Annotated in this window: 11 protein-coding genes and 1 pseudogene; 6 read left to right on the top strand and 6 right to left on the bottom strand. The window is 61.7% G+C overall.

Translation table 11 applies throughout. The annotated features are described in order from the left end of the window. The first annotated feature begins 1,069 nt into the window (after positions 1–1,069). Positions 1,070–1,881: pseudogene (locus J3E64_RS04470) on the top strand (IS5 family transposase). On the opposite strand, the gene J3E64_RS04465 reads toward J3E64_RS04470, so the two are convergent. The 6 genes from J3E64_RS04465 to J3E64_RS04440 form a co-directional block, all read right to left on the bottom strand. Further along, positions 1,878–2,465, bottom strand: coding sequence for a twin-arginine translocation pathway signal protein (locus tag J3E64_RS04465; protein WP_253340211.1), 588 nt, complete (start codon positions 2,463–2,465; stop codon positions 1,878–1,880). The pseudogene J3E64_RS04470 and the gene J3E64_RS04465 overlap by 4 nt on opposite strands. 53 nt (positions 2,466–2,518) lie before the next feature. Then, positions 2,519–4,714 (bottom strand): aldehyde oxidoreductase molybdenum-binding subunit PaoC, encoded by a 2,196-nt coding sequence (gene paoC / locus J3E64_RS04460; protein WP_253340205.1) that lies wholly within the window; start codon positions 4,712–4,714, stop codon positions 2,519–2,521. 4 nt (positions 4,715–4,718) lie between these two features. After that, the gene (locus J3E64_RS04455; protein WP_253340203.1) at positions 4,719–5,669 is read right to left on the bottom strand and encodes a xanthine dehydrogenase family protein subunit M; all 951 of its coding nucleotides are present in this window, start codon (positions 5,667–5,669) and stop codon (positions 4,719–4,721) included. Next, entirely contained in the window at positions 5,666–6,304 is a 639-nt protein-coding gene (paoA, locus tag J3E64_RS04450; RefSeq protein WP_253340201.1) for an aldehyde dehydrogenase iron-sulfur subunit PaoA, read from the bottom strand. The genes J3E64_RS04455 and paoA overlap by 4 nt, the downstream gene beginning before the upstream one ends. A 26-nt stretch (positions 6,305–6,330) precedes the next feature. Further along, on the bottom strand, positions 6,331–7,242 hold the full coding sequence (locus tag J3E64_RS04445) for an MBL fold metallo-hydrolase (RefSeq protein ID WP_253340199.1): 912 nt from the start codon (positions 7,240–7,242) through the stop codon (positions 6,331–6,333). Positions 7,243–7,367: 125 nt separating this feature from the next. Further along, positions 7,368–9,758: a TonB-dependent receptor gene (locus tag J3E64_RS04440; RefSeq protein WP_253340197.1), complete on the bottom strand. Its 2,391-nt coding sequence runs from the start codon at positions 9,756–9,758 to the stop codon at positions 7,368–7,370. A gap of 724 nt (positions 9,759–10,482) precedes the next feature. On the opposite strand from J3E64_RS04440, the gene J3E64_RS04435 reads away from it, so the two are divergent. From J3E64_RS04435 to J3E64_RS04415, 5 genes are read left to right on the top strand one after another with little or no spacing between them, the layout of a single operon-like run. Continuing rightward, a complete protein-coding gene (locus J3E64_RS04435; RefSeq protein ID WP_253340195.1) occupies positions 10,483–11,565 on the top strand; it encodes a putative urea ABC transporter substrate-binding protein in 1,083 nt (360 codons plus the stop codon). 36 nt (positions 11,566–11,601) lie between these two features. After that, positions 11,602–12,417, top strand: a complete 816-nt coding sequence (locus J3E64_RS04430) for an ABC transporter permease (protein ID WP_253340193.1) — start codon at positions 11,602–11,604, stop codon at positions 12,415–12,417. Next, positions 12,414–13,211: an ATP-binding cassette domain-containing protein gene (locus J3E64_RS04425; RefSeq protein WP_253340191.1), complete on the top strand. Its 798-nt coding sequence runs from the start codon at positions 12,414–12,416 to the stop codon at positions 13,209–13,211. The genes J3E64_RS04430 and J3E64_RS04425 overlap by 4 nt, the downstream gene beginning before the upstream one ends. After that, the gene (locus J3E64_RS04420; protein WP_253340189.1) at positions 13,204–13,677 is read left to right on the top strand and encodes a CopG family ribbon-helix-helix protein; all 474 of its coding nucleotides are present in this window, start codon (positions 13,204–13,206) and stop codon (positions 13,675–13,677) included. The genes J3E64_RS04425 and J3E64_RS04420 overlap by 8 nt, the downstream gene beginning before the upstream one ends. Beyond that, positions 13,674–14,495, top strand: a complete 822-nt coding sequence (locus tag J3E64_RS04415; protein ID WP_253340187.1) for an urea amidolyase associated protein UAAP1 — start codon at positions 13,674–13,676, stop codon at positions 14,493–14,495. Before J3E64_RS04420 ends, J3E64_RS04415 begins: the two co-directional genes overlap by 4 nt. Positions 14,496–14,513: the final 18 nt, after the last annotated feature.

Genomic DNA, 14,513 nt, shown 5'->3' with positions numbered 1-14,513 from the left:
AGTCTCTGATCTGGCGACAGTGGCATCTGCTCATCGCCATACAAGTAATTATTTATTATGTATTGATATGTTATCTGATTCATTGATAAAATCTTCCTTCAAATAATGCGTTTCCGAAATCTGGCTCAATCTTTTCAGGCATCTATTGAAGATTATTCTAGATGTTCGGACCTTTCTGCCATCTTGGCCGTCAAAAACAATCCGAGTTTGCAGAATGTATGAAGCTTGATAATATGGACGTGTGAATATCCGTGAGTAAACGCTCGATTTGAGAGGATGAACAGAGCAGCAGCCATTTACAATATGATTTTCCACATTACCATCATTTGGGGGGACCTCCGCGATTGGTAGCCATATCTCTCGGCTTTCTTGGGCCATATCTCTAACGCTCGGAAGTGCTTGTTCACTTGCTCTGCAAGTAGGATCCTTGGAAAGTCCACAACCTCCAAGCAAAAATACCACTAATATAACACTTGCTGCGAAAATATTAATTTTAACTTTTGGGTAATTTTGACAGTGCAAGGTGAATTTTGCCATGTGCATTTGCCTTTTCTTGTCAAGATAATCAGCACTATTTTATCTATCTTTCATGCACTGATTCGAGAACTGTTTCATTTATGGGACTAATAAGATAATTTAGAATGGATCGTCGGCCCGTTCGTATATCTGCCGTAGCCGCCAAGCCGGCATCCAATTTGAAATGGCCAATAACGCTCTTGGTATTAGGCGGCGTGGACAAATTCTCCTTCCATTTTTCAGCGCGTGATCGTTGCAAGGCGCACTCAGGTGCGTAAGATCGAAGGATGAGCAATTGGAACGACAGCGGCTGCGAAGCTTGTCGGCGCGGGATTTTGTCGGGTCGCAGCGACCTGCCTGAACATGTCACGACAAGTCTGAAGGCTCACGCGCATTTGCGACGATGCCAGACATGCGGGGCATGGTGGGAAGAGAATGAGCGTGAAGCGCATGTCATTTCGGACAGCGAGGCAAGAACGACTTTTTCGGCGCATTTCGAAAACGGTCTGTAATTGCCAAGCCATACGAGATCCGTTGACGTAGCATCGGGGGCTTGATTCAAGGCTGCTTTTTGGAGGCAGGTTTAAGGAGGGGCGATCTCACCGAAGCAGAATGGCGCGTTCTGAAGGGCTTGCTGCCAATTGAGCCTGCGAACCGTGGCCGAGGCAGGCGCCCCGAGCAGAACCGCTCGATCATCAACGGCATCCTCTGGCGGCTCCGCTGTGGAGCGCCGTGGCGCGACGTGCCGCCCAAATATGGCAGTTGGAATACCATCTATCGCCGGTTTCGGCGATGGAGCGAAGCCGGTGTTTGGGAGGCCGTGGCGGTAACGCTGGCCGAGATCATGGCGGACACCGGCCACTACAGCATCGACAGCACCACGGTCCGCGCCCACGTCTCGGCAGCGGGCGGAAAAGGGGGGCTCATCGACGCGCTCTTGGCCGCTCGCGGGGCGGGTTTACCAGTAAACTTCACTGCCTGGCTGACGCCCTTGGACGACCGCTCGCCTTCCACCTAACGGTTGGCGAAGCGGCAGACTGCAAGGCCCATGACGACCTGATCGACCTGCCCGAACGCGCACCGGAGGCGCTGCTTGCCGACAATGGCTATGACGCCGACGCAATCCGTGCCGACCTTGTTGAACGGAAGATCGAGGCCGTCATTCCCGGCAGATCAAACCGCCGCGTGAAGATCGAGCATGACCGAGCGCTCTACAAGCAGCGGAACCGCATCGAGCGCATGTTCGGCCATCTCAAAATCAACCGCGCCATCGCCACACGCTACGACCAACTGGCCGACAGCTTCCTCGGCATGGTCCATCTGGCCACGGCCAGATACTGGCTCAAATTTGTCCACGCGGCCTAGCGCGCTGCAACCATGGCGTCCCAACGGCTCCATTCGATGCTGCGCCCGGGATAAGCGACATTGACGAACGGCCAATCCCTTCGGACCCATTGGGTCACCCATTGATAAAGCGCCGCATCGAAGCCCGCGTCATATTCGGGCCTGGTCACCCAAAGCCTGACCACCGCATCATAGCCCTCCACGTCACTGGGGGAAATGTACATACAGCCGCGTTCCCGGCTGCCGTCGGGCGTAAGCACGGCATAGGCGAAGGAGGTGCGGTTCCTGAATCTGGCCTGTTCGGCCTCCATGTCGCGCATGGCGTCGGCGTCGGAGATGCCTTCATGCGGCCAGTCGGTGCTGCGCGTGAAGGTTTCCTGCAAATGTCTGATCGACGACATGTAAGCGGCGTAGTCTATTTTCGCCAGGTCGGGGCCGAGCGGCACAATCTTGAAATCCGCCGCTTCGACGTGCGTGGGAACTTTGAAGTCTTCCGGCACAAGGTAAGCTGCCGGTGCGGGCGCCCGGATTGCCATCGGGGCCTGTCCAGAGGACTGGGCCAACTCTTCAGATACCGCAGGCACCTGAGCGGATGCGGAACCCATCACCGTGAGCAGCAGTGTCGCCCCCAGGCGCGCGCCTTTGCATGTCAGACCCGTCATGTCAGCGGCGGCAGCTGGTTAAGATGCTTGTCGAGGGTGATCGGATAGTCGCGCACGCGGACGCCGGTGGCATTGTAGATGGCGTTGGCGATGGCCGCGGCGACACCGCACAGCCCGAGTTCCCCTACGCCCTTCGCCTTCATCGGGTTGGCCTTGTCGTCCGCCTCCTCCAGGAAGACCACGTCTTGATGCGGGATGTCGGCATGAACGGGCACTTCATAGGAAGCCAGATCGTGGTTCACGAAAAAGCCGAAACGACGGTCGACGGCCAGTTCCTCCATCAAGGCGCCGCCAACCCCCATGGTCATCGCGCCGATCACCTGACTGCGCGCCGACTTCGGGTTGATGATCCTGCCGGCTGCACAGACCGCGAGCATCCGGCGGATGCGCGTGGCGCCGGTATAGGCATCGACGCCAACCTCGACGAAATGCGCGCCGAAAGTGGAAATCTGCCACTTTTCCGCCAGTTCCCCGAATTCGATGCGGTCTTCGGCCGTCAATCTTCCTGCCGCAGCCGCCTTGCGAAGTTCCGTCGATCGGTTGCCGCTGCGCACATGGCCGTCTTCGAACAGGGCGTCCGATGCGTCGAAGCCCAGACTTTGAAGAACCGCCTCCCGCAATTTCACGCAGGCCGCATAGACGCCTGCCGTGGCATTGGCCGCACCCCATTGGCCACCCGAACCCGCAGCGACGGGAAAGGCTGAACTGCCGAGCTTCACTTTGACCGAAGCGATCGGGACGCCCATCATCTCCGCCACGGTCTGGGCAATGATAGTATAGCTGCCCGTGCCGATATCGGTCATGTCCGTTTCGACCGTCACAAGGCCATCGGGGTCGAGATGGACGCGCGCGCCACTGGTCCGATTGATGTGGTTGCGAAAGGCGGCTGCGACGCCCATGCCGACCAGCCAGCGCCCGTCGCGCACCTTGCCCGGGACGGCATTTCTGCGCGACCAGCCAAATTGTTCGGCGCCTTCCGAAAAGCAGCGGACGAGCTGGCGCTGCGAAAACCGCCGCTCGGGTCTGGCGGGGTCGACCTGGGTGTCATTCTTGATCCGGAAGGCGACGGGATCCATTCCGAGTTTTTCGGCCATTTCGTCCATGGCGACTTCAAGCGCCATCATGCCCGGCGCTTCCCCCGGAGCGCGCATGGCGTTGCCTTCGGGCAGGTCGAGCACCGCCAGCCGCAACGCCGTCAGCCGGTTCGCACCCGCATAGAGAAGTTCGGTCTGTCCGGTCGCTGTTTCCGGGCCGCCGCCGGGCTGATCGCCCGAACCGCTCTCATGCGCGATGGCGGTGATCGTACCATCGGGCGTCGCCCCGATGCGAATGCGCTGGCGCGTTGCCGGGCGGTGTGTGCTGTTGTTCGCGATGAAGGGCCGCGGCAGCGCGACCTTCACCGGGCGTGCCGCCGCCCTGGCGCCCAGCGCGGCGAGGACGGCGTCTGTTCGCAGGAACAATTTGCCGCCGAAGCCGCCGCCGATATAGGGTGACAGGAAGCGGATTTTTTCCTTCGGCATGCCGAGCGTGCGGGCAAGATCGCCCCGACCCCAGTCGATCATCTGGTTCGATGTCCAGATCGTCAGTTCATCGCCCTGCCACGCCGCGATGGACGCGAACGGCTCCATCATCGCATGGGTCTGGTCAGGCGTCGTATATTCGGCATCGATCTTCACCGGCGCGGCGGCGAAGGCGGCCCCGAAATCGCCGACCGTCGCCGGCTGGCCGCCATTGCCGACGATAGGAGCGGCCTTCAACGCCCGGTCCAGATCGAACCGCCCTTGCGCGCGGTCATAGTCGACCCGCGCCATGGCGGCGGCGGCGCGCGCCTGTTCAAATGTCTCCGCAACGACGATGGCGATGGCCTGGTGATAGTGATCGACCTCCGGCCCGCCGAGCAGCTTCACCGTGTTGAACTGTCCTTTGCCCAGCGTGCCGGCATCCTCCGCGGTGACCACCGAGATGACGCCGGGCGCTGCCCTGACAGCGTCCAGGTTCAGCCAGCGGAAACTGCCCTTGGCTATCGCCGCGCCGATCACATAGCCATAGGCGGGGTTCGCCGCTTCGCGATGTTCATAAGCGTAGGGCGCAAGACCCGTGGTCTTGAGCGGACCGTCGATGCGATCCTGCGCGCGGCCGACGACGGACATCCTGTCGATGGGATTGTTGGTGGCGGGAACATTGAACTTCATGCGATCAGGCCTTGGCTTGCGCGATGACGTAGGCCAGCGCCCGTGTCGCGAGCGGCAGCTTGAAGTCATTGTCCTTGGTCGGCGTCGCGCCTTCAAAGGCCTGCCGGGTCACGGCATCCGCCCCTTGGGGCAGCAGCGCCTCGGCGGCTTCGACGCGCCAGGGTTTTGGCGCAACCCCACCAAATGCGACGCGACCGGTGCCATCGGGCTGGATCACGGCGGCGACCGATACGAGCGCGAAGGCATAGGATGCGCGGTCGCGCACCTTTTCATAGAAATGCTGGCCGCCCAGTGGAGGGGGCAGCGTGACGGCGGTGATGAGTTCGCCGGGCGCCAACACCGTATCCTGTTGCGGCTTGTCCTCCCAAAGGCGGTGGAAACCGGCAATGGGGATGGATCGCGTCTGCCCGTGCGCGTCGATCGTTTCCACCATGGCGTCGAGCACGCGCAGGGCCACGGCCATGTCGCCGGGGAACGTCGCGATACAGGACGTGCTTACCCCCACGACGCCGAGCTGGCGGGAATAGCCGCCGATGGCAGCGCATCCCGAACCTGGCCGTCGCTTGTTGCAGGCCATGTTGGTGTCATAGAAATAGGGACAGCGGGTGCGCTGGAGCAGGTTGCCGCCGGTCGTCGCCTTATTGCGCAACTGTCCCGAAGCGCCGGCAAGGATCGCGCGTGACAAAACGGCATAGTCGCGGCGCACATGGTCGTCGGCGGCCAGATCGGTATTGGTGACGAGCGCCCCGATCCGCAGGCCGCCTTGGGGCGTCCTTTCGATCCTGGTGAAGCCCAGGTCCTGCACATCGACGAGATGTGTCGGCGTTTCCACCTCCAGCTTCATGAGGTCCAGCAGGTTTGTGCCCCCGGCGATGTACCGCGCACCCGGGCGTTGCGCCACGGCCCTTGCGGCTGCGACAGGGTCGGTCGCGCGTTCGTAGGTAAAGGCTCTCACGCATTGTCTCCAGCCACGTCCGCCATCGCCTCGGCGATATTGGAATAAGCGCCGCAGCGGCAGATATTGCCGCTCATCCGTTCCCGCATTTCTTGGGCCGTGGCGCGTGGGCTGGCGGTCAGATCGTCCTGAACGTGGCTGGGAATCCCGCGCGCAATCTCGTCCAGAACCGCGACCGCCGAACAGATCTGGCCGGGCGTGCAGTAGCCGCACTGATAGCCGTCATGCCTGATGAACGCCGCCTGCATCGGATGCAGCCTGTCCGGCGTGCCCAGTCCTTCGATCGTGGTGATTTCGTGGCCTTCGTGCATGACGGCGAGGCTGAGGCAGGAATTGATCCGCTTGCCCTGGACGATGACCGTGCAGGCGCCGCACTGGCCATGATCGCAGCCCTTCTTGGTCCCGGTCAGATGAAGATGTTCGCGCAGGGCGTCGAGCAAGGTGGTGCGCGGGTCCAGCGCCAACCGCCGCTCGCGTCCGTTGACGGAGAAGGTGACCGACGCCGTGGGAACAGGCTGGGCGGCCGGAGGTGCGGATGCTTCCGTGAAGGCGGGCGCCCCTACCGCCACAGCCGTGACCGTCGTTCCGGCGAGAACGCCGCGGCGCGATAGCTTCAGCCTGGGCCAGTCGACCATGAGTGTCAGTCCTTTCGGGCGTCTCGTCAGTTCGGTCGCGGGGCAACCGGGTAGATGATGAAATGGTCGTGAACCTGCGGCCGATCGGGGGTGTCCAGCGGCGCCCGAAGGCCCTTGTGCAGTTCGTCGATGCTGCGCTTCGGCAGTTCCAGCGGATGTTCGTCCGGGTGCGCCGGTGCCTCGTGCGGGTAATCCTGGCCATGAGTGCGCGTCATTTCGATATGGGCGCCGAGCACCGCGCGGATCGGGTGGCTTGCCGCAAAAGCAGCCACGCGATCCACGCTGGCGCGGTTTTCCGCCAGGAAGTTGACAGGGACGTAAAGCCGGCCGGGATACAGCGTGTCGCCCGACAGCAGGATATTCAGTCGGGGGTCATAGATCATGATGGCGGCGGCCTGATGCCCGGGTGTCGGTATGACGGTGAGGGATCGCCCGCCAAGGTCAAAGCGAGCCAGCTCCTCCGGCCACTTTGCTATGCCGAAGAACCGAGCCACATCCTGCGCCTCCAGGCCGATGACGGTGGTATCGGGCCGATCCCGAAATGCTGCGTCGCCAGCGACATGATCGCCATGGCTGTGACTGTGCGCCACCACGAGCGGAATTCGCGTGCGCCCTTTCGCTGAGAGCCATTGCGCGACCAGGCGGTCGATTACCGGCCTGATTTGACCGCCCTGCGCGCCCGTGTCGACCAGCAACGCCTTGTCCCGCCCGAAAAGAAGATAGAGGAAGGGGGCTTCGAAGTTGGTCTTGATCGACTGCCGTATGACGAAGGTGTCGCCGTCGAGCGCCTGAACCTGGACTTCAGGCTCCTGCGCCAGCGTGCCGTCGATCCAGCGCTCGGGGAAAAGTCCGGGAGGCTTTGCCGTTGCAGCCGTGACCGTTGGCGTACCACAAAGCAGCGTGGCTGCCACGACCGCTCTGGCAATCTCCACCAACATGAATTTTCGTCTCCATCGATGCGTTGCGCTTCCGTCATCCTTGAAATCAAGTGCGGAATGAGGAGGGCTGTTTCGACAGAAGGGGCGCAATCCTTCGAAGAATGCGCCCCGCCCTTTCGTCAGCTTCAGTATTTGATCCGCGCTTCGATGCCGAATGTGCGCGGATTGATGACGGTTTGCCTGTAGTAACGGAGCAGAACGCCATCATTGAGGCCCACCCGCGACCGGTCATTGGCGACTGAAGCCACCGCATATTTGTCGAAGATATTGTTCGCGAACAGGCCGACGCTGTATTTGTCGGTTTCGTAATTCAACGACGCCCGATGCAGGACATAGCTGGGCAGCTTGTCGCCGTAAGCGCGATCCCAACCCAGCCGGGTCACGACATTGCCGCGATAAGTCGCCGTCCAGTTGGCGACTATGCTGCCGTCCCTGACAGGATAGGCGTAGGTCGCGCCCAGGCTGCCGCTGTTCTTGGCCGATCCGGGGAGGCGATCGCCGGACAAGGCATCCAACTGAATGGGGTCGCTGGGATAAATACCGGCGGGATCGTTGACCGCGATGACTTTCGATACGTCCTCGGTCAGCTTGGCATTGACGTAGGAATAGGTTCCCTGGATCGACAAACCGGGAACGGGGTGAAGCTGGAATGACGCTTCAAACCCTTCGGACTTCGCCTTGCCCCCGTTGACCGTAATGCCGACGATGCCGTTCAGAGTCGCGGAATCGACCTGGATGCCATCCCATTTGATCTGGAACACGTTGAAGTTGAAGGTCAGCTTGCGATCGAACAGCTGGGTGCGGATGCCTATTTCCGCATTCTTGGTGGTGTCCGGCCCATATTGAAGCTCGTTTGGCAAGGCGCAGACATTCTGCGCAGGAGGCGGGTTCAGAACAGGCGGGCAGGGCGCGACCGAGTTCGGACCACCGATGCGATATCCCTTGCTGTAAGTAGCGTAGAGCATGACGTCGTCGGTGAAGTTGTAGGACGTGTTGAACTTCCACACGGTGCCGCTTTTCTTTGCTGAGCCGCCCGCCGGTTCGGCATCATAGGGGCTGAGCGGATCGCCCAGCAGCGGGATGACCGCGCGTCCCTTGATGTTCGATTTATACTGGAACCAGCGGCCGCCCGCCGTTACCTGCCATTCCGGCGTGATGCGGAACGTGCCTTCCCCGAACACCGCCTTTTCGGTGACCTTCGAAGTTGTGTAGGACGCATATTCGATCTCTTGGGGATTCGTCGTCAGATCGACCCAGGGATGGCCGGGAAGTATCTCGTGGTAGTCGTTCTGCAGCTTCTGTTCGTTGTAGAAGCCGCCGATCACCCAACTGAAAGGACCGCCATGGTGTGAGACGAAGCGGACTTCCTGGTTGAACTGCTTCCGACTGTTCACGCTTTCATTGTAGCTCGAGAAAGCCGGGAAGCTTTCATAGCCATAGTCGAGGTCCAGAAGAAGGTCCGTGTTGTCCGAACTGCGGACATTGCGAACATCGGTATAGGCGGTCGTCGCCACCAGGTCGGCAAAGTCTGCAATATTCGCATTGACTTCCATGCTGCCCAGATGGGCCCGGCGGTTCACCGGTTCGATATAGCGAGCACCATTTTCGTACTTGCCGGTCCCCAGTACACCGGCGCTGTTATACTGGCCGCCGTCGGTTTTCGTCCGCTGGAATGCGTAAGTAAAATTGACCGAGAGATCCGGGCTGAACTGGACGAGCAGCTGATTGCGCGTGGTGAATGTCTTTTCGAAGTTGACGTCCTTGCGCTTGGTCAGGTTCGCGGCATAATCCGCATCCGTGACGCCGCCCGGCCCGCTGGGCTGCGGTAGCGAGACGCCGGGTTCCTGCAGCAGCAGAGGCGAGTCAATGAAGCCGGGATCATAATAATAGCCGGTGGCCGAACGGAACGCGACATGATCGCGGATGATCGGGATGTTGATGACCCCGTCCATCTGGAAGCCCGCCTTTTCGCCATGGTTTTTGGCATAGAGGCGGCTATGTACTTCGCCGCTGATGTCCGTCAGGTCGGGGCGATTGGGTATGTTGCGGATGGCGCCGGCCAGCGTGCCGAGGCCATAGAGCGTGCCTTGCGGCCCGAGCAACGTTTCTACCCGCGCGATGTCGAGCAGCTTGAAATCGTAATAGAGCGGAACCTCGCCCAGATAGACGCCAAGCGCATCGTCATAGGATGCGCCGGTCGCATCGCCATCCGACGCGTTGAGGCCGCGCAGCACGATTGTCCCCGTGGAGCCGGGGCCGGTATCGGAAATCGTCATGCCGGGCGTGAAGTCCGCGAGATCGCGAACGTCGTCGATCCGTTGCCTCGACAATTGTTCAGCGCCGATCGCGGTGATATTGATCGGCACGTCTTGAATGGTGACTTCGCGGCGTGTGCCCGTCACCACAATTTCGTTGGCGTCGCCGCCATCTTGCGTAGCGCCTTGCGCGAAAGCCGGAGTGGTTCCGACGCCCATGAGAATGGTCGCGCCTAACAGCGTGTTCCGAAATAATTGCATAGTCACTCCGACCCCCTTGCCGTTAAGCCTTAAGTGACATCTCTCCTATTGACGCTCTCGCTAGGCGGGCGCCTTGTCATATTCGCCATCGGTTGACGGGCCGTGGTCCCGGCTATTCCCGCACCCGCCGTTTTCCGGCTGGCATGCTGTCCATTCCGATGAACCGGCGAGGCAGAAGACGCCGGGCATGTCGCCCGACATTGCTGCATCGCTGACTCGACGTCGATCCACTTGCCCTCGCTTAGAATCATTCGTCCCAGGGGATTCTTTCCCCGTTCCGGCGCAACGCCGTTTCAACCCTTGATACGGTATGGATATTACCCAACGCGTCAAGCGTAATATTTCCGCACCTGCTCAGTATGAGCGCATGTTATGCTGCACTGCGTAAATCCGTTGGTTTTTCGCCGCTGATCGGTGACCCGGGCAGCGCCATAGCGGTGGCAATCCTGTGTCGCCGGCGATCCGCCGCCGTGATGGAGTGATTGAACTGATTCGCGACTGCGCCGGCTCGGCAGCCGCAAGCGAGGTAAACGGAAAGCTCCGATTCGCTGGCCGATCGCCATGGCCGCGCCGTCTGAAGGAGCGGGCGGCAGCCCCGGAACAGGGCGCGATTATCAGGTCGGCGCCATATCGGTCGTTATTACTGTTCTTTTCACTTGTAATATTTTTGCATGGACATCAGAATTGAAGCCTGTGATGCTGCGATGCGAAAGGGGATCGAATCATGGTAAGGCTGATTGGCAAGGCTGGCAGGATCGCAATGCTTGCCGGTGCCCTATTGCTCATGTCCTGTTCGAAGGGGCCGGACACCGGCGCGGAGCAGCGGAAGGAGTTCAGCATCGGCTGGTCGATCTATGCCGGCTGGATGCCATGGCCCTATGCGCAGCAGGCAGGCATCGTGAAGAAGTGGGCCGACAAATACGGGATCAAGATCAACGTCGTGCAGGTGAACGACTATGTTGAATCGGTCAATCAATATACGGCGGGCAGATTTGACGGCGTGACCGTCACCAATATGGACGCGCTGACCATTCCCGCCGCCGGCGGCAAGGACAGCAGCGCCATCATCGTGGGCGACTATTCCAACGGCAATGACGGCATTTTGCTGAAAGGCGCCAACCAGCTGAGCGCGATCAAGGGGCAGCAGGTCTATCTCGTCGAGCTGTCCGTCTCTCACTATCTGCTGGCGCGGGGGCTTCAGACCGCGGGCCTCAAGCCGACCGACGTCAGAACCGTGAATACGTCGGATGCGGATATCGTGGGCGCGTTCGGGAGCCCGCAAGCCAAGGCGGCGGTTGCCTGGAACCCGCAGCTTTCCGTGATGAAGGATCAACCGGGGGTCGCCCAGGTTTTCAGTTCCGCCCAGATCCCGGGCGAGATACTCGACCTGATGGTCGTCGATACGGCAACGCTGAAGGCCAATCCAAATCTGGGCAAGGCGCTGACGGGCATCTGGTACGAGACTGTTTCGCTGATGCAGCGGCAGGACGCCGAAGGAAAGGCGGCCCGCGCCGCGATGGCGAAGCTGGCCGGCGCGACGCCTGACAGTTTCGATAGCCAGCTGTCGACCACGCACCTCTATGCCGATCCCAAGTCGGCGCTGACCGCCACGACGGCTCCGGCGCTGGTCAAGACCATGACGCAGGTGCGGGATTTCAGCTTTTCCATGGGGTTGTTCAAGGGTGCATCATCCGCCGACGCCGTGGGCATTGCCTTCCCCGGAGGCAAGACGCTGGGCGATCCGCAACGCGTGACGCTGCGGTTCGACGACAGCTTCATGAAGTTGGCGGCCGACGGGAAGCTCTGACCGGTTCGTTTCGATCCAATCGAAAGTGATGTGAAGATGCGTTGGGTAAACCGCCATCCGCGCCAGGGTAACCGGATACTACTGGGCGCGCTGCCTATATTGTTGCTGCTCTTGCTCTATCTTGTGCTGGCAGCGCAGCGCCATGCCGAAAATCCCATGGACAAGATCCTGCCGCTGCCCGGCAGCATGCGCGATGCCATGGCGGCGCTGCTGTTTCAGGCGGATCAGTTGACGGGCCAGTTCGTCTTCTGGGCCGATACGGTGGCAAGCCTTCAGCGGCTTGGCATCGGACTGGGCATCGCGACGCTCACCGCTCTGGTCGCCGGTCTGGTGCTGGGCGTGCTTCCGCCCGCGCGCGCCACCTTCGGCCCCCTGGTGACGGCGATCGCCGTCATCCCGCCCATCGCCCTGCTGCCCATTTTGTTCATCGCATTGGGCTTGGGCGAAACGGCGAAGGTTGCCCTGATCGTCATAGGCATAGCGCCGGTCATGATGCGCGACATCGCGGCGCATGTTTCGGACCTGCCGCGCGAGCAGATCGTCAAGGCGCAGACGCTGGGGGCGAGTTCCTGGCAGATCATGATCCGGGTTGCGCTGCCGCAGGCGATGCCCCGGCTGCTGCACGCGATGCGCCTGGCGCTGGGTCCTGCCTGGGTCTTCCTGATTTCTGCCGAAGCCATCGCGTCCGACGTCGGCCTTGGCTACCGGATTTTCCTGGTCCGCCGCTATCTGTCGATGGACGTGATCATCCCCTATGTTGCCTGGATCGCGATCCTGGCCATCCTGATGGACGGAGCGTTGACCCTCGCCAGCCGACGGGCGTTCCCCTGGGCGCATGGAGCCGGCCGTTGAGCGCGCTCCTCTCCCTCCGCAACATCTGGGTCGAATATGGCGACAAGATCGTGCTCGAAAAGGTCGACCTGGACATTGAGGCCGGTTCCTTCGTGTCGATCATCGGGCCATCCGGCGCGGGAAAGAGCAGCCTGCTGCGCGTCGTGCTGGGCCAGGAAGTGCCCACCCGGGGAACCATCCTGCTCGACGGGGAGCCGCTGACGCCGGAATGCGGCCCCGATCGCGGCGTGGTGTTCCAGCGATATTCGGTTTTCCCGCACCTTTCGGCGCTGCGCAACACGATCTTCGGCCTGGAATGCGCCAAGGCGCCGCTGACCGCGCGCCTGTTCGGCGGCGCGCGCCGGGCGGCCGCTGCGGAGGCGGAGGAGATGCTGCGAGCGGTGGGGCTGGGCGACGCGCTGCACCTGTATCCTGCACAGATGTCAGGGGGCATGCAGCAGCGGCTGGCCATTGCCCAGGCGTTGATCAAACGGCCACGCATCCTGCTGCTGGACGAGCCGTTCGGTGCGCTGGATCCGGGCATCCGGGCAGATATGCATGCGCTGATCACGCGGCTGTGGCGCGACTATGCACTGACGATCATCATGGTGACGCACGATATTCGGGAAGCCTTCACATTGGGAACGCGGGTGCTGACGCTCGACAAGCGGCGCCACGATCCCCACGCCCCCCACCGTTTCGGCGCCACTGCGGTCTATGATCTGCCGCTCCGCCGCACTGAACCCGCGGCCGGCGAAGATGTCGCAGACGACGCGAGCCCGCAGGATGATGAGGAGGCAATTGGCAATGGCTAGCGAAGGCGCAAGCCTGGCGAGGCTCAGCATGAGCTTGCCCAGCGATCTGTTCCGCCAGCTCGACGCGATGGTGACGGAGCGTGGGCTACCCTCGCGCTCGCAACTCATCGCCGAGTTGATCCGCCACGCGTTGGCGGAACATGAGGCGCTGACCCGGCCTGACGAGATGCTGGCAGGCACGATCACCCTGGTCTACCGGGGTGACAGGGGCCGGGTCCGGCATCAGCTTGCCCAGACCCAGGCCGACTATCTCAAGGAGGTGATCTCCTCCCAGCATGTGTTCCTTGAGGGGGATCAGTCGCTCGAAGTGCTGCTGGTCCAAGGCCCTGCGACATTGCTGAAGGAGTTATGCGACGCGCTGCGCCGGGTGCGCGGCGTCCAGCAACTCCAACTCGTCACGACCACCGCGCTGCTTCCGCCGCTGTATGAGCAGGAAGAAAACGGCTGCAAGGAGAATGCCGCATGACCGAAATTCTGGCCAGTCCATCGGACGCCCGCGATCATGCCCGTGCCATGGCGGGCAGGGTGGTCGAAGCCATGCCGGTGTTGCCGCCGGTGGCGGATGACCTTCCGCCCGGTGTCGCCGCGGCCGACCTGCTGTGGGAAGAAACCGTCGCGGCCGGCGGCTATGCCACCAGGCGGCTACCGCGCGGCGCGCGCCTGCGGCTGATCGACCCGGCGGGCGACGCTTGCGCGTCGATCCTGCTGTTCAACGCGGACATGCCGACCGAACGGCTGAACGTGGCCGATACCGTGAAGGTGCAATGGAACGCCTATCTGGGCGAGGGCAAGCTTCTCCTTTCGGACATGGGCCGGGTGCTCATGAGCATATCGGAAGATGGCGCCGGCACGCACGACACATTCTGCGGAACGTCGAACGCGGCGACCAACGCCGCCAAATATGGCTCCGGCGCGAACAGCGGACCTTATCCGAACGGGCGCGACCGCTTCCTGCTCGGCGTGGCGAAGCATGGGCTCCAGCGGCGCGACGTTCACCCCTGCATCAATTTGTTCAAGGGCGCGAAGATCGAAGCCGACGGCGCGATAACGCCGCTCGTCGGGCCCTTTCCTGCGGGCCGCAGCGTCCTGCTGCGGGCGGAGATGGAGGTGATCATGGTTATCGCCAACTGCCCGCACGTCCTGGACCCGAGGGATGCCTACACGGTCACTCCGCTGCGGGCGACGGCCTGGCGCGGGCCGGTGACGTCCGAGGACGATCCCATACGCAACGCGACGCCGGAAGGACTGCGCGCCTTCCTGAATGTCGAAGACTATTACCGCTGACAGGAAGGAACAGCTTCC

It is taken from the genome of Sphingobium sp. OAS761 (assembly GCF_024168485.1).
GTDB lineage: Bacteria > Pseudomonadota > Alphaproteobacteria > Sphingomonadales > Sphingomonadaceae > Sphingobium.
The sequence above is the reverse complement of the archived record's forward strand: the minus strand, read 5'-3'. Positions and strand labels throughout refer to the sequence as shown.

Bases quoted from the DNA above. Each gene is read 5' to 3' on its own strand.
- paoC (WP_253340205.1), bottom strand. From the start codon at position 4,714: ATGAAGTTCAATGTTCCCGCCACCAACAATCCCATCGACAGGATGTCC.
- J3E64_RS04465 (WP_253340211.1), bottom strand. From the start codon at position 2,465: ATGGGTTCCGCATCCGCTCAGGTGCCTGCGGTATCTGAAGAGTTGGCC.
- J3E64_RS04445 (WP_253340199.1), bottom strand. From the start codon at position 7,242: ATGTTGGTGGAGATTGCCAGAGCGGTCGTGGCAGCCACGCTGCTTTGT.
- J3E64_RS04440 (WP_253340197.1), bottom strand. From the start codon at position 9,758: ATGCAATTATTTCGGAACACGCTGTTAGGCGCGACCATTCTCATGGGC.
- J3E64_RS04435 (WP_253340195.1), top strand. From the start codon at position 10,483: ATGGTAAGGCTGATTGGCAAGGCTGGCAGGATCGCAATGCTTGCCGGT.
- paoA (WP_253340201.1), bottom strand. From the start codon at position 6,304: ATGGTCGACTGGCCCAGGCTGAAGCTATCGCGCCGCGGCGTTCTCGCC.
- J3E64_RS04420 (WP_253340189.1), top strand. From the start codon at position 13,204: ATGGCTAGCGAAGGCGCAAGCCTGGCGAGGCTCAGCATGAGCTTGCCC.
- J3E64_RS04430 (WP_253340193.1), top strand. From the start codon at position 11,602: ATGCGTTGGGTAAACCGCCATCCGCGCCAGGGTAACCGGATACTACTG.
- J3E64_RS04415 (WP_253340187.1), top strand. From the start codon at position 13,674: ATGACCGAAATTCTGGCCAGTCCATCGGACGCCCGCGATCATGCCCGT.